Annotated in this window: 22 protein-coding genes and 1 pseudogene; 7 read left to right on the top strand and 16 right to left on the bottom strand. The window is 62.5% G+C overall.

All coding sequences use genetic code 11. The annotated features are described in order from the left end of the window. Window positions 1-41: 41 nt before the first annotated feature. A complete protein-coding gene (locus tag AC1DPX_RS31130) occupies window positions 42-917 on the bottom strand; it encodes a uracil-DNA glycosylase (protein ID WP_477241585.1) in 876 nt (291 codons plus the stop codon). Between the two features lie 51 nt (window positions 918-968). Further along, window positions 969-1,613: a hypothetical protein gene (locus AC1DPX_RS31125; protein WP_477241583.1), complete on the bottom strand. Its 645-nt coding sequence runs from the start codon at window positions 1,611-1,613 to the stop codon at window positions 969-971. Window positions 1,614-1,832: 219 nt separating this feature from the next. Here AC1DPX_RS31125 and AC1DPX_RS31120 point away from each other — a divergent pair, with 219 nt between their 5' ends. Both AC1DPX_RS31120 and AC1DPX_RS31115 read left to right on the top strand, forming a co-directional pair. Further along, window positions 1,833-3,512 (top strand): electron transfer flavoprotein-ubiquinone oxidoreductase, encoded by a 1,680-nt coding sequence (locus tag AC1DPX_RS31120; protein ID WP_202355152.1) that lies wholly within the window; start codon window positions 1,833-1,835, stop codon window positions 3,510-3,512. A 135-nt stretch (window positions 3,513-3,647) separates the two neighbouring features. Further along, window positions 3,648-4,244: a DUF922 domain-containing Zn-dependent protease gene (locus AC1DPX_RS31115; protein WP_202355151.1), complete on the top strand. Its 597-nt coding sequence runs from the start codon at window positions 3,648-3,650 to the stop codon at window positions 4,242-4,244. A gap of 52 nt (window positions 4,245-4,296) precedes the next feature. On the opposite strand, the gene AC1DPX_RS31110 is transcribed toward AC1DPX_RS31115, so the two are convergent. The 5 genes from AC1DPX_RS31110 to AC1DPX_RS31090 form a co-directional block, all read right to left on the bottom strand. After that, window positions 4,297-5,373 carry an endonuclease/exonuclease/phosphatase family protein gene (locus AC1DPX_RS31110; RefSeq protein ID WP_477241581.1) on the bottom strand — a complete coding sequence of 359 codons (1,077 nt, stop codon included), beginning with the start codon at window positions 5,371-5,373 and terminating at the stop codon, window positions 4,297-4,299. A 67-nt stretch (window positions 5,374-5,440) separates the two neighbouring features. Beyond that, window positions 5,441-6,904 carry an AMP nucleosidase gene (locus AC1DPX_RS31105; protein WP_477241579.1) on the bottom strand — a complete coding sequence of 488 codons (1,464 nt, stop codon included), beginning with the start codon at window positions 6,902-6,904 and terminating at the stop codon, window positions 5,441-5,443. 116 nt (window positions 6,905-7,020) lie between these two features. Further along, entirely contained in the window at window positions 7,021-7,215 is a 195-nt protein-coding gene (locus AC1DPX_RS31100; protein WP_202355149.1) for a hypothetical protein, read from the bottom strand. A 41-nt stretch (window positions 7,216-7,256) separates the two neighbouring features. Continuing rightward, window positions 7,257-7,412: a hypothetical protein gene (locus tag AC1DPX_RS31095; RefSeq protein WP_202355148.1), complete on the bottom strand. Its 156-nt coding sequence runs from the start codon at window positions 7,410-7,412 to the stop codon at window positions 7,257-7,259. Window positions 7,413-7,635: 223 nt separating this feature from the next. Next, window positions 7,636-7,977 (bottom strand): DUF2147 domain-containing protein, encoded by a 342-nt coding sequence (locus tag AC1DPX_RS31090; protein ID WP_477241577.1) that lies wholly within the window; start codon window positions 7,975-7,977, stop codon window positions 7,636-7,638. 437 nt (window positions 7,978-8,414) lie between these two features. Here AC1DPX_RS31090 and AC1DPX_RS31085 point away from each other — a divergent pair, with 437 nt between their 5' ends. Continuing rightward, entirely contained in the window at window positions 8,415-8,681 is a 267-nt protein-coding gene (locus AC1DPX_RS31085) for an SEL1-like repeat protein (RefSeq protein WP_010915070.1), read from the top strand. A gap of 437 nt (window positions 8,682-9,118) precedes the next feature. Next, window positions 9,119-10,240, top strand: a complete 1,122-nt coding sequence (locus tag AC1DPX_RS31080; protein WP_477241575.1) for a branched-chain amino acid ABC transporter substrate-binding protein — start codon at window positions 9,119-9,121, stop codon at window positions 10,238-10,240. Between the two features lie 78 nt (window positions 10,241-10,318). Here AC1DPX_RS31080 and AC1DPX_RS31075 read toward each other — a convergent pair whose 3' ends face one another. The 4 genes from AC1DPX_RS31075 to AC1DPX_RS31060 all read right to left on the bottom strand — a co-directional run bounded on the left by AC1DPX_RS31075 (window position 10,319) and on the right by AC1DPX_RS31060 (window position 15,114). Continuing rightward, entirely contained in the window at window positions 10,319-12,301 is a 1,983-nt protein-coding gene (locus AC1DPX_RS31075) for an acetyl/propionyl/methylcrotonyl-CoA carboxylase subunit alpha (protein ID WP_477241572.1), read from the bottom strand. Window positions 12,302-12,476: 175 nt separating this feature from the next. Next, the gene (locus tag AC1DPX_RS31070; RefSeq protein ID WP_202355135.1) at window positions 12,477-12,845 is read right to left on the bottom strand and encodes a hypothetical protein; all 369 of its coding nucleotides are present in this window, start codon (window positions 12,843-12,845) and stop codon (window positions 12,477-12,479) included. 129 nt (window positions 12,846-12,974) lie between these two features. Next, a complete protein-coding gene (locus tag AC1DPX_RS31065; RefSeq protein WP_202355134.1) occupies window positions 12,975-13,505 on the bottom strand; it encodes an O-acetyl-ADP-ribose deacetylase in 531 nt (176 codons plus the stop codon). Window position 13,506: 1 nt separating this feature from the next. Beyond that, the gene (locus AC1DPX_RS31060; protein ID WP_477241570.1) at window positions 13,507-15,114 is read right to left on the bottom strand and encodes a carboxyl transferase domain-containing protein; all 1,608 of its coding nucleotides are present in this window, start codon (window positions 15,112-15,114) and stop codon (window positions 13,507-13,509) included. A gap of 258 nt (window positions 15,115-15,372) precedes the next feature. Here AC1DPX_RS31060 and AC1DPX_RS31055 point away from each other — a divergent pair, with 258 nt between their 5' ends. After that, window positions 15,373-15,765 carry a hypothetical protein gene (locus AC1DPX_RS31055; protein ID WP_477241568.1) on the top strand — a complete coding sequence of 131 codons (393 nt, stop codon included), beginning with the start codon at window positions 15,373-15,375 and terminating at the stop codon, window positions 15,763-15,765. 17 nt (window positions 15,766-15,782) lie between these two features. On the opposite strand, the gene AC1DPX_RS31050 is transcribed toward AC1DPX_RS31055, so the two are convergent. From AC1DPX_RS31050 to AC1DPX_RS31040, 3 genes are all read right to left on the bottom strand, one after another. After that, complete coding sequence (locus tag AC1DPX_RS31050; RefSeq protein ID WP_477241566.1) at window positions 15,783-16,946, bottom strand: isovaleryl-CoA dehydrogenase; 1,164 nt, start codon at window positions 16,944-16,946, stop codon at window positions 15,783-15,785. Window positions 16,947-17,000: 54 nt separating this feature from the next. Further along, the gene (locus AC1DPX_RS31045; RefSeq protein WP_202355129.1) at window positions 17,001-17,660 is read right to left on the bottom strand and encodes a TetR/AcrR family transcriptional regulator; all 660 of its coding nucleotides are present in this window, start codon (window positions 17,658-17,660) and stop codon (window positions 17,001-17,003) included. Between the two features lie 81 nt (window positions 17,661-17,741). Then, window positions 17,742-18,026: an acylphosphatase gene (locus AC1DPX_RS31040; protein WP_477241564.1), complete on the bottom strand. Its 285-nt coding sequence runs from the start codon at window positions 18,024-18,026 to the stop codon at window positions 17,742-17,744. 202 nt (window positions 18,027-18,228) lie between these two features. Here AC1DPX_RS31040 and AC1DPX_RS31035 point away from each other — a divergent pair, with 202 nt between their 5' ends. Beyond that, the gene (locus AC1DPX_RS31035) at window positions 18,229-18,735 is read left to right on the top strand and encodes a MarR family winged helix-turn-helix transcriptional regulator (RefSeq protein WP_477241562.1); all 507 of its coding nucleotides are present in this window, start codon (window positions 18,229-18,231) and stop codon (window positions 18,733-18,735) included. Between the two features lie 98 nt (window positions 18,736-18,833). On the opposite strand, the gene AC1DPX_RS31030 is transcribed toward AC1DPX_RS31035, so the two are convergent. Beyond that, a complete protein-coding gene (locus tag AC1DPX_RS31030; protein WP_477241560.1) occupies window positions 18,834-19,946 on the bottom strand; it encodes a pyridoxal phosphate-dependent aminotransferase in 1,113 nt (370 codons plus the stop codon). 120 nt (window positions 19,947-20,066) lie between these two features. Here AC1DPX_RS31030 and AC1DPX_RS31025 point away from each other — a divergent pair, with 120 nt between their 5' ends. Further along, window positions 20,067-21,716 carry a tetratricopeptide repeat-containing sulfotransferase family protein gene (locus AC1DPX_RS31025; protein ID WP_477241558.1) on the top strand — a complete coding sequence of 550 codons (1,650 nt, stop codon included), beginning with the start codon at window positions 20,067-20,069 and terminating at the stop codon, window positions 21,714-21,716. Between the two features lie 341 nt (window positions 21,717-22,057). Here AC1DPX_RS31025 and AC1DPX_RS31020 read toward each other — a convergent pair. After that, a pseudogene (locus AC1DPX_RS31020) lies at window positions 22,058-23,208 on the bottom strand (porin); the annotation flags it as partial.

Here is a 23,208-nt window from a genome sequence, read left to right as displayed (position 1 = left end):
AGGCGGCGGCACAGCGATTTCAATTACCTCCGAGGTTATCGCTAGGAGAGCGTCCGCAGCTTCGCCTTTACCTCGAGAAAATCCCGCCACGCCAGCTTCTTGTGAGCGGGCGTTCGCAGGAGATAGGCCGGATGCAGCGTCGGCATGGCTGGAATGGCGATGCCGGAGGCGGTCGTGTGGACACGCCAGTTGCCGCGCAGCCGCAAAATGCCTTCCGAGGTGTTGAGCAACGTCTTGGCCGATGGTCCACCGAGATTGATCAACACCTTGGGATTGACCAGTTCGATCTGCCGCTCGATGAACGGCCTGCAGATTTCCGTCTCGTGCGGCGTCGGCGTGCGGTTGCCCGGCGGCCGCCACGGGATGACGTTGGCAATGTAGACCGAGGTGCGGTCGAGCCCGATCGCGGCCAGCATGCGATCGAGCAGCCGCCCCGAACGGCCGACGAAGGGCAGCCCCTCAATGTCCTCGTCGCGGCCCGGCGCTTCGCCCACCAGCATCACCGCGGCCTCCGGGTTGCCGTCGGCGAACACCAGGTTCTTGGCGGTGGCCTTGAGATTGCAGCCGTCGAAGGCAGCCATGTGCTGGCGCAACTCGTCCAGGGTCGTTGCCGTCGTCGCCATCTGGCGCGCGAGCGCCGCCTGGGCTTCGTCTGGCACCGCGGCGACCGATGAACGCGCCGGTGGCGCATCCGGCACCTTGCTTGCATCCAGCCCGGGCGGTGCCGCTGGCCGTTCGGGCGCCGTGTCCTCGCGAGCGGGCGCCACTGGTGCCGGTGCGCGTTCGACAGGCTTCGGCGCCGCCTCGGCGAAGCGGTTCACCGGGGCGTCTTCCAACGCCTCATCGACACCGGCGCTGGCATAGAAGGCCAGGATGTCGGCAATATCGGTCGGGCTGTTGGGGGAGGCGGCAGTCATGGCGCGCACATTCGTCCCCATGGCCGAAATTTGCAAGACCGGCGGCTTGCCCTATCCCGTCGGGATGCGCGGATCCTGCACCAGATAAAAGGTCCAGCGTGGCGTGTAATCCGTCATCAGGAACTCGAAGCTGACGGTCTTCAGCGGGTCGACCTTGCCGTTCTTGAACAGCAGCCGGTCATAGGGTTCGAAGTCGCGGTCGAAATCGGCGAAATTGCTCGACCAGATATTGTCCGGCGTCTTGTTGCGCTGGTCGAAAGACAGCCCATCACCAAACACGCTCGGCTGATCCAGTATCTCCTGAAGCTCGAACTGGAATTCGATCCAGGCCTGGCCGCTGTTGTTGAGCACGTTGATGCGCATATACATGATGCCATTGGCGAATTCGCCCGCCTTGCCGAATGTCTCGATCGGCCTTGTCGTGCGGATGGTCAGCGTCACGGGTGTTGCCGAATTCAGCTCCTCGGTGATGACCAGCGGATCGTCCTTGGTTCCGATGCCGGAGGCTCCGGTGATGCGGAAGCCACCAAGCTCGTCGGAGAAGGAGTAGGCGCCCGTCGCCCAGACCTTCACCTCGTCCGCGGCGGCGTGCCCCGATGCCAACATCAGAAGGGCCGGAAGAATCGCCCGGCAGGCCCGGCCGGGCGGGAAAACAAAGCGCGTCGAAGAAAAGCCCGCTAGCCCAGGAAAGCGCATGGCGGGAAGTATGGCCGATAAGCAAGCCGCCGAACAATTAAAAAAGCAAGGCGGGCCGGTCTTATCAGGCGCAAATGGCTGTCCTGCCGCAAGATGCGCGACTTTTTGGCCAAATCCGCATTGTCACGTCTGCGCCGGTTTCCTGTCGCCAATTGATGCGCTATGCAGCGCAGGAGCCAGCAAGATACGCAACAGCGGCAAGCCAGTGCGGAGGGGTTGATGAGCGATATCGAACGCGAAAGCATGGAATTCGACGTGGTCATCGTCGGCGCCGGTCCGGCCGGCCTTGCCGCCGCCATCCGCCTCAAGCAGGTCAATCCCGAGCTTTCCGTCGTCGTGCTGGAAAAGGGCGGCGAGGTCGGCGCCCATATCCTGTCCGGCGCCGTCGTCGATCCGATCGGCATCGACCGGCTGCTGCCCGGTTGGCGCGAAGAGGAGGGCCATCCTTTCAAGACGCCGGTCACGGCGGATCATTTCCTGGTGCTCGGCCCTGCCGGCTCGTTCCGCCTGCCCAACATATTGATGCCGCCGCTGATGAACAATCACGGCAACTACATCGTCTCGCTCGGCAATGTCTGCCGCTGGCTGGCTGGCAAGGCCGAGGCGCTCGGCGTCGAGATCTATCCGGGCTTTGCCGCCGCCGGCCTGCTCTACAATGAAGAGGGCGCCGTCACCGGCGTCGTCACCGGCGACATGGGCGTCGAGAAGGATGGCACGCATGGGCCGGGCTTTGCGCCGGGCATGGCGCTGATGGGCAAATATGTGCTGATCGGCGAAGGCGCGCGCGGCTCGCTCGCCAAGCAGTTGATCGCCAGATACAAACTCTCTGACGGCCGCGAGCCCGGCAAATACGGCATCGGACTCAAGGAACTCTGGCAGGTCAAGCCGGAGAACCACCGGCCGGGCCTGGTCCAGCATTCCTTCGGCTGGCCGCTCGACATGAAGACCGGCGGCGGCTCCTTCCTCTACCATCTCGAGGACAACCAGGTGGCGGTCGGCTTCGTCCTCCACCTCAACTACAAGAACCCGTATCTGTCGCCCTTCGAGGAATTCCAGCGTTTCAAGACCCATCCGGCGATCGCGGGAACATTCGAGGGCGCCAAGCGGCTCGGCTATGGCGCGCGCGCGATCACCGAGGGCGGCTGGCAGTCGGTGCCGAAACTGTCCTTCCCCGGCGGCGCGCTGATGGGTTGCGCTGCCGGCTTCGTCAACGTGCCGCGCATCAAGGGCTCTCACAATGCCGTGCTGTCGGGCATGCTGGCGGCCGACCATGTCGCCGAGGCGATCGGCGCCGGCCGCGCCAATGACGAACTCACTTCGTACGAGGAAGCCTGGCGTGCGACCGACATCGGCAAGGATTTGAAGAAGGTGCGCAACGTCAAGCCGCTCTGGTCGCGCTTCGGCACCATCGTCGGCGTCGGCCTCGGCGGCCTCGACATGTGGCTGAACACGCTGTTCGGCATCTCGCCCTTCGGCACTCTGAAGCACGGCAAGGCCGACTATGCCGCGCTCGAGCCGGCCGCCCAGCACAAGAAGATCGCCTATCCGAAGCCCGATGGCGTGCTGACCTTCGATCGCCTGTCCTCGGTGTTCCTGTCCAACACCAATCACGAAGAGAACGAGCCGGTCCACCTGCTGGTCGGTGATATGGAACTGCAGAAGCGGTCCGAGCACGATGTCTTTGCAGGGCCTTCGACACGCTATTGCCCGGCCGGCGTCTACGAATGGGTCGACAAGGACGGCAATGCCGCCGCCGATCCGGCGGCAAAGGATGTGCGCTTCGTCATCAACGCGCAGAACTGCGTGCACTGCAAGACCTGCGACATCAAGGATCCCAACCAGAACATCAACTGGGTGCCGCCGCAAGGCGGCGAGGGCCCGGTCTACCAGGGTATGTGACGTCGCGCCGCCGGCGGTTTCGGACTCGGCGGCAAAAATGCGGGCGGGGGCCGGCTGCGTGGGCATGCAGGCCGGCAGGACCGTTGAAACGGCCACCGGTCTATGGTTCCTTCTCCAGGAATAGGGAGAAGGCCGATGCGCCGGACAGTTCTGAAATGCCTCGTCGCCATCGGGGCGCTCTGTGCGCAGGAGGCCTCGGCCGGCACCAGGGCAGTGGTCCAGACGCGGACCTACGACGTCACGGGAAGCTCAGGCGCCGCTCTCGTCGATGCGATGGACAGCAAAGGCCCCAGGCACGGCTTCATGACGCATGCCATCGCCACCACGGCCTATACCGTCGACTGGAACCTCAACGCCCGTGAGGCCAACGGCTTTTGCCGAGTGCAGCGGGCCAACGGCACGCTCAATCTCTCCTATACGTTCCCGCGCCTTGCCTCCCCCGCGACGCCGGCGCTGAAGAGGCGCTGGAACGCGTTTTTCGCAGGTGTTCGCGCCCATGAGGAAACACATGGGCGCATCGCCAGGCAGATGATGCGCGCCACGGAGAAGTCGATAACCGGCCTGCGGATCGCAAACGATCCGTCCTGCTCCAAGGCGCGCCGCGAAGCGCAACTGCGCATCCGGGCTGTCTATGCCGAATATGAGGCCAAACAAAACGCCTTCGATCGGCGCGAACACAGCAATGGCGGCCATGTCGAACATCTGATCGCTGCCTTGACCGGAAAACCGTGAACCAGGGCAAAACGGTTTTCCGTCCGGAATTGCACTAAAACAAGAATTGGATTCAGCCGTGCGGCTTGGCCGACAAGTCGCTCGCCGCGAGCGCTGTGGCGTGGTCATTCTCATGCTGCTTGTCGTCTGGGCGTAGCGTGAACTCGACCAGCACCGGCAGATGGTCGGAGCCGGTGTCCTCCAGCCGCTGCGAAGACAGGATGGTCAAGCCACCCTTGCTGAACACCTGATCGATCGGCAGGCCCGCATAGCGGCGCAGGACGTCGGGTAGTGTCCGGTGGATCCAGGTCGGGCCAGCCGAAGGCATAAGTGTCAGCCCGCCGAGAGCCGCGACCCGCCGCACCGCCGCGCTCCACGGCGCGGCGTTGCAATCGCCAGCCATGATCGCGGTCTCGCCCAGCCCGGCCAATGTCTGCGACAGTTCGCCGATCTGCCAGTATTGTTCCTTCGGCCACGGCCAGCTCAAATGGATCGCGGCCACATCGACGTCGATCCCGCCGAAGTCGATGGTGGCGGTTGCCATCGCGCCGCGCGGCTCGCAACTGGGTTTCGTGCCGGCCATGAAGGGCCGGCGGGAGAGCAACGCCACCCCGAACGCCCCGTTCGGGTAAGGGCACAGGATACTGTAGGGATAGGCACTGGTGATGGTGCCAAGCTCTGTCGTCCACATCTGCGACACCTCGTCGAGGGTGATCACGTCCGGATTGGTGCGGCCGATCAGCGAGAGCACTTTCTTCGGTGTCGGGTTGTTGAAGCGCAAATTCATCTGCAGCAGGCTGTAGACGATCTGGTCGGCGGGTTTGGCGGCCGCCGCCTGCGGCCAAAGCCTCGGCAGGGCGCTTGCCGTCGTGACCAGGCAGGCGATGGCAAACAGCAACCCCGCCGCCGCTTGCAGCCGAAACGAACTGGCAAGCAGCGGCAGTGCCAGAAGCGCCATGAGCACGCTAAAGTGCATGCGGAAATGCGAGAAGGAATCGAAAGCCGGATGCAGGGTGCCGAAGAACCCGGCCAACAGCGCAGCCGACAATGCCGTCATTGCCAGGAATGCCAACCCAGCCGTCATTTTCAAGCGCGCGCCTGTCATCATCGAGGTCGTGTCTGCCGAATGCCGCCTGACGATCCGTTCCATCTGCTTATCGGCCAAAATGCGTCCTGGGCAAGATGGCGATTTGCCTCGCCGAGGCGTCGCGGCCGCCCTACTGGAACGCCGTTTCCGAAAAGCTCCGGAGCTTGCGTGAATGCAGCCGCTCCATGGGCATCTCGGCCAGCTTCTCCATCGCCCTGATGCCGATGGTCAGGTGCTGCGCCACCTGGCGCTTGTAGAATTCGGTCGCCATGCCAGGCAGTTTCAACTCGCCATGCAGCGGCTTATCGGAAACGCATAGCAGCGTGCCGTAGGGCACGCGGAAGCGGAAGCCATTGGCGGCGATCGTCGCCGATTCCATGTCGAGCGCGATGGCGCGCGACTGCGACAGGCGCTGCACAGGCCCGCGCTGGTCGCGCAGTTCCCAGTTGCGGTTGTCGATGGTGGCGACGGTGCCGGTGCGCATGATGCGCTTCAGATCATAGCCTGACAGGCCGGTGACTTCGGCGACCGCCTCCTGCAGCGCCACCTGAATCTCCGCCAGCGGCGGGATCGGCACCCAGACCGGAAGGTCGTCGTCCAGCACGTGATCTTCGCGCACATAAGCATGCGCCAGCACGTAGTCGCCGAGCGCCTGGGTGTTGCGCAGTCCGGCGCAATGGCCAAGCATCACCCAGGCATGCGGCCTCAGCACGGCTACGTGGTCGGTGATCGTCTTGGCGTTCGAAGGACCGACGCCGATGTTGACCATGGTGATGCCGCCATGATTCGGCTTCTTCAGGTGATAGGCCGGCATCTGCGGCAGGCGCTGCGGTCCAACGCCTTCGCTCGGTGCGCTCTGTCCGGCTCTGGTCACGACGTTGCCTGGCTCGACGAATTCCGTGTAACCGCCGCCGCCCTTCTCCATCAGGTCTCGGGCGCGGGCGACGAATTCGTCGATGTAGAACTGGTAGTTGGTGAACAGCACGAAGTTCTGGAAATGCTGCGGGCTGGTCGCCGTGTAGTGGGTCATGCGGTGCAGCGAATAGTCGATGCGTTGCGCCGTGAACGGGGCCAGCGGTCTCGGTTCGCCGAAGGCCACTTCGAACGTGCCGTTGGCGATCTGGTCGTCGGTGCCGTCGAGATCAGGCACGTCGAACAGGTCGCGGATCGGCCGCTTGATGCGCTCCGCGGCGGCGCCGTCGACGTAGGTTCCCTCCAGGAAGGCGAAATGCAGCGGAATGGGCGTGGTCGATTCCGAAACTGTGACCGCGACACCGTGGTTGCGCATGATCAGGCGCAGCTGTTCTATCAGATAGCGCTCGAACAGCTGCGGCTGCGTGATCGTGGTGGCGAAATGGCCGGGCGTCGGCATGTGGCCGTAGGCCTGGCGCGAGTCGACCTGGGTGAACGAACTCGTGGTGACGCCGATCTCGGGGTAGAAGGCGCGGTAGCGCCTGCTGCTGTCGCCCCCGTCGGCCGCCAGGGCCGCGAAGGCGTCGCGCAGGAACTTGGTGTTGYGGTCGTAAAGCAGCTGCAGTGCGGCAACGGCCTTTTCGGCGTTGTCAAAGCTTTGCCGGCCAAAAGGCTCCGGCATGACGACAGATTCGATGGCTTGGGGGTAGATTCGCTTTTCCATGGCTCAATATAGAGACTTGGACGAGCGGTTGGGAGGGGGCTCGCTGCCGAAGGCGCTCAAAGCGCCATTTTTCTTTATCCCCTCTGCAGGCTGACCAGCAGCACGAAACCCACGCCGGACTTCCTCAGGGCCGGCGCCTCTATCGTCGAGCCGGCATCGGCGCGCATCATCGGCACCGCCAGGACCGGCGCAGCCAGGAGCATCAGGATAAGCACCGCCCGCGGCAGGAGCCGAAGGGTCTTCAGGGTGTTGGCGGCGATGCGGGTCATGATCTCTGAGCTTTTCTTTTCGAGGTCCGGGTTTCTTTGTTTCAGTGGCGAAGGTTGGTCGGGCAGGCGAGACGGCATAGTCTGTTGGCTTCGTCCCAGGAGCGGGGAGAACGGCCCGCTTCGGCGACGAGGATGGCGAAGAACATTCCAAACAGGCTCATCAGCAGGCAGACGATGGTAAAGCGGCGAGCAAGCATTGGGGCCGTGTCTCCTTCAACACGCCGGAGAATGCCCCAACGCCTCTGAACCGGCTCTGATGCCGGCGTTCATCTGCGGTTCAAATTGATTGACGGGATCTGAGCGGGTGCCGGGAACTAAGCGGCCACAGCCGGCAGGGCGAGCGCGCCAGGGCTCGACGTGCCGCTAAAACGAAAACGGGGCCTGCTGGGCCCCGTCGTCAGATCACAAGGATAGGGTCGATCAGAGCTTATGCCAGGTCTGGCTCTTGCAGATCAGTCCGCCAAGCACGCAGCCGCTCATCTTGAGCGAAGTGCCCGACAACGTCGCCTTGCCGGAATAGGTCTTGTCGTTTGCCGGGTCGGTGATGCTGCCGGCATATTTGTTGTCGCCGGCCGGCTTGAGCGAGCCGATCGTCTTGCCGGCATGCTTGCCTGTCTTGAGCGTTATGGAAAACGAGCCGCTGCCGGCGATGCTTGCGGTCTCGCCGGATTGCGTCTTCCAGCTGCCTTCGATCGGATCGGCCCATGCCGTCCCCACCATGATCAATGTGGCTGCAAGAGCCAGGCTCACTTTTCGAAACATGTCTTGCTCCCTTTGGATAGCCGGCCGAATTCTCCGCCTCGCCGGTCTGCCGCTTACGCAAACGTAAGCTAATCCAGCTCCCGGCAAAACAAAAGCGGTGCCGCTAGGGAAGATTTCGGCATTTTGAAGCCGCCTGAATTGGCTCTGTGGGCGAGGAAAGAAAACGACCGGCGCGTCCTGTTTGTTTCCCGTGGTTAGCGGAGTGTTGATCGAGGCTCCGAAAATTTTCGTCAAATTTGACGAAAATCGGCTGAATTGCTGGCTTCGTATCCTTAACGAATTTCGGCGTTTACCTCTTGTTTTAGCTTTGTTTTCTTCAAATTAAGCACGCCATTTAACGACGGATTCAAGCCTGATCGGCATTCTCGGAAGCATCGAAAGAGCGGCCCGGACAAGACGAACGGAGGCAGCTCTCGGGAGCCAGACAGGGGACTAAAATGGCACGTTTTGAAATGCTTGAAGCAGGTTTCGGCGCCATGGGGGCAACTGCCCAGGCCGACATCCTTTTCGAACTGGGCATGATGTATGCGACCGGCCGCGATTGCGAGACCGACGTCGTTGCCGCCCACAAATGGTTCAACATCGCCGCCATCAAGGGCTCGGCCCGTGCCGCGGAACTGCGCTCGGAACTGTCGGCCGCCATGTCGAAGGTCGAGATCGCCAAGGCGCTGCGCGAAGCCCGCGAATGGATGACCATGCACTAGATTTCCGGCAGACGGGGACGCTCCGGCCAAGACCGCTCCAAGACGGTCGGGCCAAAACAGGGATAAGGCTGCGCAGACAGCCAGGCCACAGGCCATCAACGACAAGAATGCGGCAGGCCGCACCGGCCCAAGCCGTACGATGGACCATGATCCGAAATCTGGAAATCCGGTTTTCGGACAAGGTCATGGCAGGGAAGACAGGGAAGGCCACGTTGGGTTCGCGGCGCGGGGGCGCTGGGGAAACAGCCCGATAGGCAAAAAGCCACGACCGGCCGAAACAAGGCTGGCGTGGCTTTTTTGCCTGGATGAGGGCTCACAGGCCCAATCGAGCGGCGCCAAATGCGCCTAGACAGGCCCAATGAAGGATGAAATTGTCCCGCCTCTCTGGAAGAAGCGCGGCCGGGGCGGCCGCGCGTGAGTGGAGGAGTTCTATTGCCATGAAAAAAATGAGTATTTTGAGCGCGGCCATTTTCGGCCTGATGATGAGTGCGCCGGTCGCATTCGCCGACGACATCACCGTTTCGGTGGTCGGCCCGATGACCGGACAGCTCGCCACCATCGGCGACCAGTTCAAGCAGGGTGCACAGGCCGCCGCCGACGCCATCAACGCCGCCGGCGGCGTCAACGGCTCGATGATCAAGCTCGACATCGAGGACGACCAGTGCGATCCCAAACAGGCCGTGTCGGTCGCCAACCGCATCGTCGCCAACGGCGTCAAGTTCATTGACGGCCATGCCTGCTCCGGCTCGAGCATTCCGGCCTCGGCCGTCTATGCCGAAGCCGGCGCGCTGATGATGAGCCCGGCGTCCTCGAACCCGGTGCTGACCGACGCGGCCGCCAAGGCCGGCTGGCCGACCATCATGCGCCTCTACACGCGTGACGATGCACAGGGCGCCTTCATCGGTCCGTGGATCGCCAAGAAGTATGCCGGCAAGAACGTCGTCATCCTGCACGACAAGAGCGCCTACGGTCAGGGCGTGGCTGATGCCGTCAGGGCGACCATGAACACGGGCGGCCTCAAGGAAGTCTATTATGACGCCATCAATCCCGGCGAGAAGGACTATTCGGCGCTCGTCACCAAGCTGAAGGATCTCAAGGCCGACGTCGTCTATTTCGGCGGCTACCATCCTGAAGCCGGCCTGATCCTGCGTCAGTCGGCCGAACAGAACCTGAAGTTCCAGCTGATCATGCCGGACTCGATCGCCTCGCCGGAATTCTGGCAGGTTGCCGGTCCGGCTGGCGAAGGCACCATGTTCGTCTTCCCGTCGGACCCGCAGGCAAAGCCGGAAGCCAAGGCAGCGGTCGAGAAGATCAAGGCCGGCGGCTTCGTGCCGGAAGGCTTCACGCTGTTCTCCTACGCCGTCGTCCAGGCTTTCGCCGAAGGCGTCAAGCGAGCCGGCAGCGACGATCCGGCCAAGGTTGCCGAGGCGCTGAAGAACGGCACGCCGATCAGCACGGTTGTCGGCGACGTCACCTTCGACGAGAAGGGCGACCTCAAGAATGCCAGCTACGACATCAACCAGTGGCATGACGGCAAGTACGCGCCGATCGCGCAGTAATCTGACGCGATGATCCAGAGAAATGGCCGGGGTTCGCCCCGGCCATTTTGCTTTGCGGTCCGCGATGCGCTCCGTTTGTCAGCCTGCGGCGGCGGTCGGAGCGCTCTGTTCCTCGACGAACCGCACAAGCACCGTTCCGTCGGTAACCTGCGCACCTTCCACGGCGATCTCGGCAACCACCCCGTCATGCGGGGCGGCAATGGTGTGCTCCATCTTCATCGCCTCGAGGATCAGCAGCGGCTGGCCCTTGATCACCGCGTCGCCCTTGGCCACGCGCACCAGCTTCACCAGACCCGGCATCGGCGCGCGCAGGCTGCCGGAGGCGGCTGCCGCGTCATCGCTGCGTGCCAACGGGTCCGGTACCGTGAATGTGTAGCCGACGGCGCCTTCGAACACCGTGATGCGGCCAGGCCAGCGGGCGAGGCGGGGTGCCGTGCGAAAATCATGCGAATTGGTGCTGTCATAGGGTGCATCAAGCGCCACTTGGAAGCGCCCGTCCGGCCGCACTGAAACCTTTGCCAATATATCGGTCTCGCCGAACTTCAGCCGCGTGCGCCGCGCCACGCCGTGGAAATGCGCGTAGCCGGACAGCGACGACCATGGGTCGTTCGATGGCGGCGAAGCTGCTGCCCCGGAGGCGGCAAGGGCTGCTGCCGAGATGATCTCGCCGCTCGGCGACGCGACCTGGGTCAATGCCGCCTGATGCCGGCCGATCAGGCCGGTGTCGACGTCACCGGCGCAAAAGTCGGGATCGGCGGCAAGAGCGGCAAGAAAGCCGGTGTTGACGGTGGAACCAGCAATTTCGGTCTGCGACAGCGCCACACCGAGCGCTTCCAGCGCCGCTTGCCTGTCCTTTGCATGGATGACCAGCTTGGCGATCATCGGATCGTAATAGGGGGAGATGGCATCACCGGCCCGCACGCCGGTCTCGACGCGCATCGTGGCACCCTCGGGGGCTGCTTCGGGGAACTTCAGATGGTGCAGCGTGCCCGTTGCGGGCAGGAACCCCTTTGCCGCATCCTCGGCATAGATGCGCGCCTCGAAGGCATGGCCGGCAAGCGTGATCTCGCCCTGCGTCTTCGGCAGTTTTTCGCCGCTGGCGACGCGCAACTGCCACTCGACCAGGTCGGTGCCGGTGACCATTTCGGTGACGGGATGCTCGACCTGCAGGCGGGTGTTCATCTCCATGAACCAGAAGCGGTCGGCCTTCAGCCCTTGCGAGGCATCGACGATGAACTCGATGGTGCCGGCGCCTGAATAATTGATCGCCTTGGCGGCCTTCACCGCCGCCTCCGTCATCGCCTTGCGCAGCGCCGGCGTCATGCCGGGGGCGGGTGCCTCCTCGATCACCTTCTGGTGGCGGCGCTGTGCCGAGCAGTCGCGCTCATAGAGATGAACGGCATTGCCGAAATTGTCGCCGAACACCTGCACTTCGATATGTCGCGGCTTGTCGACATATTTTTCGACCAGCACACGGTCGTCGCCAAAAGCCGCCTTTGCCTCGCGCCGGGCGCCGGACAGCGCCTCGGAGAAATCATCGGGATGCTCGACGCGCCGCATGCCCTTGCCGCCGCCGCCGGCCCGCGCCTTGATCAGGACGGGATAGCCGATCTCGCGTGCCTTGGATGCAAGCAGCACGATCTCCTGCGCCTCGCCGTGATAGCCCGGAACGACGGGGACACCGGCTTTCTCCATGAGCCGCTTGGCGGCATCCTTCAGCCCCATGGCGCGGATCGAGGCCGCCGATGGGCCGATGAAGGTGAGCCCCGCCGCCACCACCTGGTCGACGAAATCAGGGTTTTCCGACAGGAAGCCGTAACCGGGATGAATGGCCTGCGCCCCTGCCGACAAGGCCGCCGCAACGATCTTGTCGCCGCGCAGATAGCTTTCGCCGACAGGCGAGGCGCCTATATGGACGGCCTCGTCAGCCATTTCTACATGCAGGGATTTCGCGTCGGCGTCCGAATAGACGGCGACGGTGTGCACGCCGAGCTTGCGGGCCGTGCGGATGACACGGCAGGCGATCTCGCCCCGATTGGCGATCAGGATTTTGCTGAACATGGAGCCTCCGTAGCCCGGGCTTGATGAAAGCGCCCCAGGCGTCCCTTCGCGCTCCCGCCGTCCCGCAAACCTATACGGGCAGGCGTTCCCTTCGCCGGATGCTGCCTTGCAGTTCGGCACTTGATGCAGAGCATTCCCTTACCAAGGGAGTGCTCTGCGAGCGAAGCGCACTTGCCTATTTCGATGCCGAGATCGCGCAGCCGCCACTCGCGGTCTTGAGCTTCCAACGCGTCAAGCCGGCCTGGCAGTTGCGCAGCGCGATCTCTTCCGCGGCCTTCTGGGACGGTGCGTTGAGCTTCGTCCCGCAGATGATGTAGAGGTCGACGACGCGCGAATAAAAGGTTGTGGCGTAGGCCGAATGACCGCTCGCCGCGACGTAGCCCTTGTAGGCAACGTTGCATTCGCCCGTGCCCAGGGTCGGCGGAAAACGCACGTCTCCCTTGCTTCCTGCGAGCGATCCCGCCTGGCTGGCGCCGGCTGTCGTTAATATTAGTAATCCTGCAAGTATCGACGCAGCTGTCCGCCGGAAATATTTCAGTTTCATTTCCACCCTGTCCCCATTGTCCCCATTGCATTGCGCGGGGCAAGCAGTAGCGAATATTTGTCCTCGCCGCCAGTTCCTTGTCGGGGGCCCGAGTTTGCCTGTGCTGATGAATCGATTGGTCCATACAATTCAACCTTTCCGGAGCACAGCAACGGCTCGCCGGTATAGTTCCGCCATATGCTCGTCGAAGCAGCAGAAGATGACGGTTTCGGGTATGGTTTTGTCTTCGACGATCATGCAGATCGTGCTGACAGCGATTTCGGCCGCCTCATCTTTCGGGTAGCGGTAAACACCGGTCGAGATCGCGGGAAACGCCACCGAACGGCAATCATGGGCGGCCGCGAGTTCCAGCGACCTGCGATAGCATGACGCCAGCAATTCGGCTTCGCCCTTGCCGCCGCCTTGCCAGACCGGCCCGACCGTGTGGATGATGTGCCGAGCCGGCAGTTTGTAACCCTTGGTGATCTTGGCGTCGCCGACCTTGCATCCGTCCAGCATCCGGCATTCGAACTCGAGCTCGCGGCCGGCGGCGCGATGGATGGCGCCATCGACCCCGCCGCCGCCAAGCAGCGACGAATTGGCGGCATTGACGATGGCGTCGACATCCAGCTTCGTAATGTCGCCGGTGTGGATGCGGATCCTGTCCAGCGCCCTGCTCATCTCACATCCTGAACACGCCGAAGCGCGTCTCCTCGATCTCGGCATTGAGCGCGGCGGACAGGCTCAGCGCCAGCACCTCGCGCGTCTTCGCCGGATCGATGATGCCGTCATCCCAGAGGCGGGCGGACGAGTAGAGCGGATGGCCCTCATGCTCGTATTTCATCAGGATCGGCTTCTTGAATTTCGCCTCCTCCTCGGCGCTCCATTCGCCACCTTTGCGCTCGATGCCCTCGCGCTTGACCATGGCAAGCACGGTTGCCGCCTGTTCGCCGCCCATCACCGAGATGCGGGCGTTCGGCCACATCCACAGGAAGCGTGGGGAATAGGCGCGGCCGCACATGCCGTAATTGCCGGCGCCGAACGAACCGCCGATGATGACGGTCACCTTCGGCACCCTGGCGGTGGCAACCGCCATCACCAGCTTGGCGCCGTCCTTGGCGATGCCGCCGGCCTCATATTTCCGGCCGACCATGAAGCCCGTGATGTTCTGCAGGAAGACCAGCGGGATCCCGCGCTGGCAGCACAGCTCGATGAAATGCGCGCCCTTCAGCGCGCTTTCGGAAAACAGCACGCCATTGTTGGCGATGATGCCCACCGGCATGCCGTGGAGATGGGCAAAACCGGTGATCAGCGTCGTGCCGTAGTTCTGCTTGAACTTGTCAAATTCGGAACCGTCGACAAGGCGCGCGATGACCTCGCGCACATCATAGGGCTGACGCAGATCGGTCGGCACGACGCCGTAGAGTTCATCCGCCGGATGAAGCGGCGGAATCGATCTCTGTAAGTTCAGGCTTACAGTCTTGTTACGATTCAGGTTTTTGACGATGCGTCGGCAGATGGCGAGCGCATGCTCGTCGTCCATCGCATAATGATCGGCAACGCCGGAAAGCCGCGTATGCACATCCGCGCCGCCCAGATCCTCGGCGCTGACGTCCTCGCCGGTGGCCGCCTTCACCAGCGGCGGGCCGCCGAGAAAAATGGTCGCCTGGTTGCGCACCATGATAGTCTCGTCGGACATTGCCGGCACATAGGCGCCGCCTGCCGTGCAGGACCCCATAACGCAGGCGATCTGCGGGATGCCGGCGGCCGACATGTTGGCCTGATTGTAGAAGATGCGGCCGAAATGCTCGCGGTCGGGAAACACCTCGTCCTGGTTGGGCAGGTTGGCGCCGCCGCTGTCGACCAGGTAGATGCAAGGCAGTTTGTTCTGCAGCGCGATCTCCTGCGCCCGCAGATGCTTTTTCACCGTCAGCGGGTAGTAGGTGCCGCCCTTCACCGTGGCATCGTTGACGACGACCATGACCTCTGTGCCCTCGACGAGGCCGATGCCGGCGATCAAGCCGGCCGAGGAAATCTCCTCGCCATACATCGACCACGCCGCGAACTGGCCGATCTCGAGGAAGGGCGAGCCGGTATCGAGCAATTGCGCGAGGCGCTCGCGCGGCAACAGTTTTCCGCGCGAGACGTGGCGCTCGCGTGCTTCGTCCGAGCCACCACGCTCGACCGTCGCGGCCTTTTCGGCAATGTCGGTGACTAGTGCGCGCATGCGTTCGGCATTGGCGCGAAAGGTTTCGGAGGAGGGGGAGATCTGGGTTTGCAGCGTGGCCATCGTGTTGTCGCTTCCTCAAATCCCTTGATGCTTCAGCTCGACCATTGTATCAGCCCGCGTCCGACCGTCGTGGGTGCCGTTCGCTACACGGCGGTCTCCTGCAACTGACACTCCTCGGAGGCAACGATGAAAAGCATGATTGTGCATTTCACCAGACGTCTCCCTTCGGCCATGGCCTGACGCCGCCGAAGGGCGGTCTTCTGCATCCCGAATTTGAGCAAAAGGAACGCGGTGTGAGCGATCACCGCGGGTGTCATCATGTATGTGCGGTTCGTAACACCGCTGATCCACCCGGACAGCCGGGTGGAGACAGGCTTCTTCCATGCGTCCTGGTATCTGCATCATACCGGCTGCCCGGACTGGATTCATGGCGAACTGCAGGGCCAGTTCGACTGGTTCAATCAGCACTTGCCGCTTCCTGGCCGAGTTGGCCGGCATTTCAAGCGACGCAACCCGATCTGGGGCATCTGCTGGTTTGATCCGGATGCCAAGGAAGCGATCAGCCGTGCACGCTACTGCGCGTGGCTGATCGAGGAGGGTGGTTTGCCGGTGCGTTCGATCACGTCGGCGCGCCAACGCGAAGTTCTGTGGCGCGACGCGCACCAGATCGTTGCCAAGCCAACCGATGATCTGCCCAAGGCATTCGGCTGAAATGGTGGAGGGGGACATCACGCCCCCTCCGCCATGATCTCGCGCCCGATCAACCAGCGCCGGATCTCGCTGGTGCCGGCGCCGATCTCGTAAAGTTTGGCGTCGCGCAGCAGCCGGCCGGTCGGATAGTCGTTGATATAGCCGTTGCCGCCCAGAAGTTGGATGGCGTCCAACGCCATCTGAGTTGCTTTTTCAGCTGCAAACAGCACGCAGCCGGCAGCATCCTTGCGCGTCGTCTGGCCGCGATCGCAGGCGGCGGCAACGGCGTAGACATAGGCGCGTGCGGCGCTCATCACCGTGTACATGTCGGCAAGCTTGCCTTGCACCAGCTGGAACTCGCCGATCGGCTGGCCGAACTGCTTGCGTTCGTGAACGTATGGGATCGCCACGTCGAGGCAAGCCGCCATCAGGCCGATCGGGCCGCCAGCGAGCACGGTGCGCTCATAGTCGAGGCCCGACATCAGCACTTCGACGCCGCGTCCCTCCTCATGCAGCACATTGTCGAACGGCACCTCGACATTCTCGAACACCAGTTCCCCGGTGTTGGAGCCGCGCATGCCGAGCTTGTCGAGTTTCTGCGCGACGGAAAACCCCTTCATCGCCTTCTCGACGATGAAGGCGGTGATGCCGCGCGATCTGCGCTCCGGATCGGTCTTGGCATAGACGACCAGCGTATCGGCGTCCGGGCCGTTGGTGATCCACATCTTGGTGCCGTTGAGCACGTAGCGGTCATTGCGCTTTTCAGCGCGCAGCTTGAGCGAGACGACGTCCGAGCCGGCGCCGGATTCCGACATGGCCAGCGCGCCGACGTGCTCGCCCGAACACAGCTGCGGCAGGAATTTTTCCTTCTGCGCCGGCGTCGCCCAGCGGTTGATCTGATTGACGCAGAGGTTGGAATGGGCGCCGTAGGAGAGGCCGACCGAAGCCGAGGCGCGGGAAATTTCTTCCACCGCAATCACATGGGCAAGATAGCCCATGCCGCTGCCGCCGAAATCGGGGTCGGCGGTGATGCCGAGCAGGCCGAGCGCGCCGATCTCGCGCCACAGATGCGCCGGAAATTCGTTCTGGCGATCGATATCGCCGGCGATCGGCGCGATCCTGTCCTGGGCGAAGCGGCGCACCAGGTCCCGCAGCGCCTCGATGTCCTCGTCATGCCCGAAGCTGAGCGTGTTCGTGTACATGTTTCTCCTCCGTGCCGCATGACCCCGAAAATCGACTTCGCTTTTCGGAAAGGATCATGCGCGAAAATTGAAGTGGGACAGCGTCCTTTGCGCGTCCGATGGACGCGCGGCGCTGTCCGCGATCTTCGCGCCGACGAGCCGCATTGTCATGGAAAGATATGTCGCCGTCACTTCAGGGACCGACAGCCGCTCGCCAGGCCGGAACCAGACGATGACGCCGGTCATCATCTGGATCAGCGCCATGGCCGTCAGGCCGGTGTCCTCGATGCTGAAGGCGCCAGCGTCGGCACCGTCGCGCAGGATGGTGCGCAGCTCCTTTTCGTAGGCCGTGCGCATGCGCAGGATCTGTGTCAGCCTGTCGGGCGACAGGCTGCGCAGTTCCATGTTTGACACATGCGTGGCGTGCCGGCGCTCGATGTGAAAAGCAATGTGGTTGCGCACATAGGCCGCAAGCTGCTCCGCCGGATCTGCACCGGTTGGCCTCGCGTGTCCCCAAGCCTCCCGAAGCCCCTCCATGTGCTCGCGCATCAGCGTGAACAGCAGGTCTTCCTTGGTCGGGAAATAGCGGTAGAGCGCGGCCGCCTGCACGCCGACCTCGGCCGCCAGCTGGCGCATCGACATCGCCTCGTAGCCGTAACGTGCGATCAGGTTGACCGCCGCTTCGCGGACTGCCGCCTCGGTTCGTTCGCCGTCGGATCCTGTGGTGCGCGCCATGATCGCCTCATTAACGCGGAGATAATAAAACGAACGTTCAATTAATTCAAGGGCGGCAAACTAACTCAGACGCGCATCCGCCTACGCGACAATCCTGAAGTCTCCAGGCGCGGTCCAGGTCTCGATCTCCTCGACATCGACCCGCGAGACTGAAGCACCCGCCGGGCCTTGCCAAAGCCGTTCGATCATGGCCGAAACCGCCGCGTCGGCGCCGGCAAGCCATGCCGTGACCGAGCCGTCTCTTTCGTTGCGCACCCAGCCCATCAGCCCAAGCCCCGCAGCTTCGCCTCTCGCCCAGATCCTGTAGCCGACGCCTTGCACCCTGCCATGGACGCGGGCCTGCACTGCCCTTTTCCGATTGTTCATCGCGTGCTCCCTTGCATAGAGTCTGGCGCAGGATCGGGCGAAGGCAACTGGTTTGAGGGGACTATCGAACAGCAGCCGAGGTTTGTTTTGCAAGATGGATGACTAGATCCAATAAATAGTTGACTTAGTCAACTTTTACGCAATGATCCAGCAATATGGAATCTCAGGGAAGGCGCGTCACATGCCAGCCAATCGGAGTGACTTGGTCAGCGATCTCAGATGTTTCAACCGGTTCTACACCGGTCTGATTGGGCTGCTCGACGAGACCTTGACGCACAGCGCCTATACGCTGACCGAGGCGCGGGTGCTGTTCGAATTGGCTCGTCGATCCAGTCACATTGCCACAACCCCTGGCAAGGCAGGCTTTCTGGCAAGGGCGTTTCAAATCGATTTCGGACCTGCAGCGTCCGACATTGCCAGGGAACTCCAGCTGGATCCGGCCTATATCACGAGAATCCTTCGAAAATTCTCTGCCGCCGGCCTGATAGAAACGCGTGCCGGCCCTGGGTCCCTGCACCGTCGCGTCCTCTCGCTCAGCACGCGCGGTGAAGTCGCGCTTGCCGCGCTCCAGGCGGCCGCGGATCGCGATCTTGCTCGCCTGACCGCGGACCTTGGCGACGAGGAAGCCGCCGAGTTGTCGGGTATGCTGACGCGCGTCAGGCATCTGCTGGGCGGAGCACCGGCATGCGAACGCAACGAAATTGCCTAAAGCGCGTCACATCGAAACGGATTCATGCGACGCGCTTTAGGTCCTTGTTTTATGCATGTCGTTCTCCCGAAACCGAGGTCACTTTTGGGCGACATGCATTAATTCCCTCGCGCCGCCGCCAGCGCGCCGGGCAATTCCTCGGCGAAAATATCCAGTTCGTGGTCGAGGCCGACGCTGACGCGGATGCAGCGGTCGAGCCCTGGCGCCATCGGCTTGCGGATGAAGACGTCGCGCGACAACAGCCCCTGCAGCACTTTCAGCGCGAAGGCACCATCGTGGCCGCAATCGATGGTGACGAAATTGGTCGCCGAGGCTAGCGGCTTCAACCCGTTCTGCCCGGCGATATCAGCGATGCGCTGGCGCCCGGCGGCCACCCGCGCCACCACCGTCTCGAGATAGTCCTGATCGGCAAGCGCCTCGAGGCCGGCGATCTGCGCCATGCGGCTGACGCCGTAGTGGTTGCGGATCTTCTCGAAGTCGCGGATCACCTGGACCTCCGCCACCGCATAGCCGYAGCGTATCCCTGCAAGCCCATAAGCTTTTGAAAAGGTGCGCATGCGTATGACATTCGGCCGCGAGATATCGATCGGCGGCAGGGCCGAGGCCGGCCCCAATTCGCCATAGGCCTCGTCGAGCACCAGCATGGTGGTCGCCGGCAGCGCTTCGATGAAGCGGATCACCTCGTCCGCTTCCCACCAACTGCCCATCGGATTGTCCGGGTTGGACAGATAGACCAGTGGCGCCTTCTCCTTGACGACTGCCGCCAGCAGGCCGTCCAGGCTTTCGCGGTCGTTCTCGTAAGGGACGGTCACCAGCCGCCCGCCGACACCGGCAACATGGAAGTTGAAGGTCGGATAGGCGCCGAGCGAGGTGACCACCGCATCACCAGGCGCCACATACATGCGCGCCACCAGGCTGAGCAGGCCATCGATGCCTTCGCCGACAACGACATTCTCGACCGCCACGCCGTGATGCACGGCCGCCGCCACCTTCAGCTCGTAATTATCGGGATCGCAATACATCCACTGGTCGCGTGCGACCTGCTCCATGCGGGCAATGACGCGCGGCGACGGGCCAAAGCTGCTTTCATTGGCGCCGATACGGGCACGAAAAGCCCGCCCGCGCTCGCGCTCCTGCGCTTCCGGGCCGACAAACGGCACGGTCGACGGGAGTGCTGCAATGATCGGCGAGAGGGCAGGGCGCTGACGCATGGTGGGAACTCGCTTGGAAAAGGGACTTCTTGCTAGCGTGGCCGGGCTGGCCGTGCAAGCACCCCTCGGTTTCCAGCTGTAACGCTGGATTCCGCCACCTCTTTTTGCTAGCGAAGGACGATGAACAATCGTCTGCCGCCCGCCTGGTCGAAGCATCTGAAAACTCCGTCCGGACCGAAGAACCCGCAGCCGAACGCAAGCTCTCTATCCCGCGCACAGGCCGATGACGCACTGCTCAGGCAGGCCGTCGAGCTCCATCGGGCAAATCGGTTGCTGGAGGCGGAGGCACTGTGTCAGCGTGTATTGGCTCATGCCCCGCGACACCCTCTCGCCTTGTATCTCTTGGGAACGTTTGCGCTCGGCCTGGACGACGAGATGGCCATCCGGTGTTTCGAGCGGGCGGTGGAAGCAGCGCCTCAAAACCCACACTACCATCTGGCGTTGGGTGAAACCTATTCGAAAGTCGGCGAGCACTCCGATGCAATCAAGCATTTTGAACGTGCCTGCGAGCTGAAAGCCGACTGGGTCGAGGCGATTTGCGCGCTGGGCCGCGCCTACACCGAATTCGGCAAGGCCGATATCGCGATGCCACTCTATCGGAAGGCGCTCAAGATCGACGGCGGCCGTCCCGCTATCCGAATGGGGCTGGCCAATGCGCTTGTAAGCCTCGGCCGTATGGCCGAGGCAATAGACTTTATGAAAGAGGCGATCAGCCATCGCCAGGATGTCGCCGCTGCCTACAACGGCTTGGTCAGCATCCGAAAATTCACGGAAGAGCCGGCCGAATTCAAATCCATCCTGGCTGAGCTGAAAAATTTGGCGCTCGATGGGAAAAGCATACAGCAGCTCCACTATGCGGCGGGCAAGGTGCTCAACGATCTCAGGCGCTATGATGAGGCGATGGATCATTTCCGGCAGGCAAAGCGCTCGGCCCGTCGCTTTGACATGGAGGCCTATCGCCGCAGCATCGATTTCATGATCGAACTGTTCAGTCCGCAGATGCTGGCCGCCAAGGCAGGACATGGCAGCTCATCCGAAGTGCCCGTCTTCGTGCTTGGCATGCCGCGTTCGGGCACCACCTTGACCGAGCAGATCTGTGCCAGCCACCCCGATGCTTATGGCGCCGGCGAGCTGACAAAGCTGCGGCGTATCACCAACAGGCTCGCTCCCAAAACACGCTCGCCGGAGGAATTGCGCAGATCGATCCTGGACATGACGGTCGATCAGTCGAAGTCCCTGGCTGAAGAATATCTCGCCCACATCAGGCAAAAATCGCCGGAAGCTTCACGAATCGTCGACAAACTGCCTCATAATTTCGAACTCATCGGCCTCATAAGGCTCCTGTTTCCCAAGGCGCGCATCATTCACTGYCGCCGCGATGCCATCGACAATTGCCTCTCATGCTATTTCCTGAGTTTCAACGAGGACAATAGCTATGCCGCCGATCTCCACACACTCGGCCTGTATTATCGCGAGTACGACCGGCTCATGCGTCATTGGGATACGGTTTTTCCCGGGCAAATCCTGCAGAACCGCTATGAGGACATGGTCGCCGATCAGGAACGGCAATCACGCCGCCTGATATACCATCTTGGCCTGCCCTGGGACGATGCCTGCTTGCGATTCTTTGACAAGGCCGGTTCGGTGAACACGTTCAGCCGCTGGCAGGTTCGCCAGCCGATCTACACCTCGTCCGTCAATCGCTGGAAGGCTTATGGAAGCGCAATTCAGCCGCTGGTCGATGCGTTGGGTGATCTGGCGGGGGTCTGATCCTGCACGAAAGCTCTGGCTGCTGTCAGACTGACAAGGGGTTTTTGGTCGGGTGAGCGTGTGATCGAGCTATCTGCCGGCTGAGTCGTCAGACGAAACTCTCACAGGCCCGTCGTCGGCTCGTTGGATCAGCCAACTTTCAAAAAAACAGGACCAGTGCATGTTGCCCAACAGCGACCTCGCTTTGGGAGAACGATACACACAAAACAAGGCTAAAGCGCGTCGCATGATCAACGCGACGCGCTTTGGACCTCGCGACAGCATCGCTGTATTTTTGATGAGCTTCACGAAAAAACCCGGCGGTTGCCCGCCGGGTTTCGATTTCGACAAGACGAAATCTATTAGAACGAGCGCTGGAAGCGGAGGATACCGGCGACGTTGCTCTTCTTGTCGGCGCCAACCCAGGCCTTCGAGAAATCATCGCTGCCGACATTGTTGTAGTCGACTTCAGCCGTGACCGTGAAGCCGGGAACCACGTCATAAGCGACGTTCGCCGCGATGCCGAGGTTCTTCCAGTCGTCATACGAGATCTGAGCGTTGAACGAGGTCTTCTCGTTGAACTTGTAGGTGCCACCGCCCCAAACAGCCCAGTTGCCGCCCCATTGCTTGTAGAAGCCGCGACCGCCAGCAGGGACCGCAACAGTGGGATCGTTGAGGTTGTCATCGGTACCGTAGCCGCCCATGATCCACAGAGACAATTCGTTGGAGACGTTGACGTCCAAACGAACCTTGCCGGCGACTTCTTCGTAGTTGCTGTCATACGACACAACGCCGGTGATCGCGCCCCAACCCTGGGTCCACTTCAGACCGCCGACGACATGCGGAACGTAGCTGTCGACCGTGTCTACGCCGGAGCCTTCTTCGAGCGAGACCACGGCCGAGAAGCCGTTGCCGGCGTCGAAGTAGTACTGGACGACGTTGGTGTCGAAGTTGCCGTAGGGGACGATCGTATCCTCGATGACGTTGCCGGCGTAGCCGATGAACGTATCGAAGGCCGACTCGTCCTTACCGACGCGGAGTCCACCGAGTTGGATCCAGGCGAAGTTCAGCGAAACCTTGTTGCTGCCATCGCCGCCGTCGCCGACATTGCCAGCCTGCCAACCACCGCCACCGCCACCGTAGTTGCCGTAGCTGTTGCCGAAGTTGAAGCGGGTCTCGGTGTAGGTCTTCAACGTGCCGAGTTCGGTTTCCTGACCGGTCCAGGTCTTCAGCGCGAAGCGGGCATTCTTCCAGTAGCTGTCGTTGGTGTCGCCAGCGTTCAAGTGGTCCGGAACGTTGTTGGCGCCGCCGAACGCGCCGTGGTCGCCCACGCCGATGTCATAGCGGATGTAGCCGCCGATGCGCAGGCAGGTTTCGGTGCCGGGGATGTAGAAGTAGCCAGCGCCGTAGACGTCGCAGATCTTGACGTATTCAGCGGGTTCCGGCTCGGCGACGACGACGGCGTCGGCACGACGGCGTCGGCGGCGCGCGCACCGGAAACTGCGATCAGGGC

This window comes from Mesorhizobium sp. 01N446 (assembly GCF_056399285.1).
Note: the sequence above shows the minus strand (reverse complement) of the source record. Positions and strands in the feature narration are given on the sequence as shown.